Genomic DNA, 1,114 nt, shown 5'->3' with positions numbered 1-1,114 from the left:
GGCGGTGCGTTGGGCGGCGGCAGCGGCTTCAGGCGCAACCATGCGCATGATCAGCAGCAGCAGGATGGAGGCCATCACCGTTGCCAGCAGGCCGAAAATGAAGGTTCCGGGCATGCCGAGCCAACTCAGGAAAAAGGTGGCGAGCAGCGGGCCGATAACAAAGCCCGCGTTACCGCCTATGGAAAAGATGCTCATGCCGGTGCCCTTGCTTTTGCCTGAGACCTTGTTGGCAAAGCGTGCGCCCTCGGGGTGAAAAAGGGCCGCGCCCACGCCGCTCAGGCCGATGGCCGCAAAAATGGCCCAGTAGCTGGACATGAAGCCCACTGCTGCCAGTCCCATGCCTGCCAGGAACACGCCGAGGGGGATAAGCCAGGGCTTGGAGAGCCTGTCTGCCATAAGGCCGAAAAGCGGCTGAATGATGGACGACAGGCAGGAATAGGCAAACATCAGCCCGCCCGTGGCCTGATATGTCAGGCCGTAGTGGGTGCGCAAGAAGGGCAGAATGGCGGGCAAGGCCCCGCCATTGACGTCGCACGACAGGTGGCCGAGCGATACAAGGGATATTTTTTTCTTGTCCATGCGCGCACGCTACACCAAGGAAATGACAAAACCAAGAGGGGGGGCAAACGCCTGTGCCTCGGCGAGCGTTTTCAGTGGGGCCGCGAGTGCGTTGACGCCGCGCCCCGCCTTGCTTAAACATGTGGAGGAGCACAAAAAATTTTTCTCCGGCGTACCGCATACGGCCTTTGCCTGCCGGGGATGAGGCCCCTCATGAATATTCTGCCCGACGGCATCACGCTGGTGCGTGGCCTCAGTGCCCGGCATTATGCGGCCTGCGCGGATATCTGGCTTGAGGCATCGCTGCTGGCCCACGATTTTGTGGACCCGGCTCTGTGGCAGCACCAGCATGACGCCATGCAGCAGCACTGTCTGCCGTCATCGCATCTGGACGTGCTGGAAAGGCACGGTGAGGCAGTCGCCTTTTCCGCCCTTTGCAGCCCTGATGGCGTGGATTTTCTGGCCGCGCTTTTTGTCCGGCCTTCGTGCTGGCGCATGGGCCTGGGGACGATTTTGCTGCGGCACGCCATGTACGGGCGGCCCAGGCTGCGCCTTG

The 1,114-nt window shown here is 61.8% G+C and carries 2 protein-coding genes; one reads left to right on the top strand and one right to left on the bottom strand.

Going from position 1 to position 1,114, the window contains the following annotated elements; genetic code table 11:
* Positions 1 to 579, bottom strand: a 579-nt coding sequence (locus tag V6C07_RS08600) for an MFS transporter (RefSeq protein ID WP_333535984.1), incomplete at its 3' end; no start/stop codon positions are given.
* Positions 580 to 771: 192 nt separating this feature from the next.
* On the opposite strand from V6C07_RS08600, the gene V6C07_RS08595 reads away from it, so the two are divergent.
* A partial coding sequence (locus V6C07_RS08595) for a GNAT family N-acetyltransferase (RefSeq protein ID WP_333535983.1) occupies positions 772 to 1,114 on the top strand: 343 nt, incomplete at its 3' end.

The sequence above is a fragment of the Desulfovibrio sp. 1214_IL3152 genome (genome assembly GCF_036763055.1).
Classification (GTDB): domain Bacteria; phylum Desulfobacterota; class Desulfovibrionia; order Desulfovibrionales; family Desulfovibrionaceae; genus Desulfovibrio.
The sequence above is the reverse complement of the archived record's forward strand: the minus strand, read 5'-3'. Positions and strand labels throughout refer to the sequence as shown.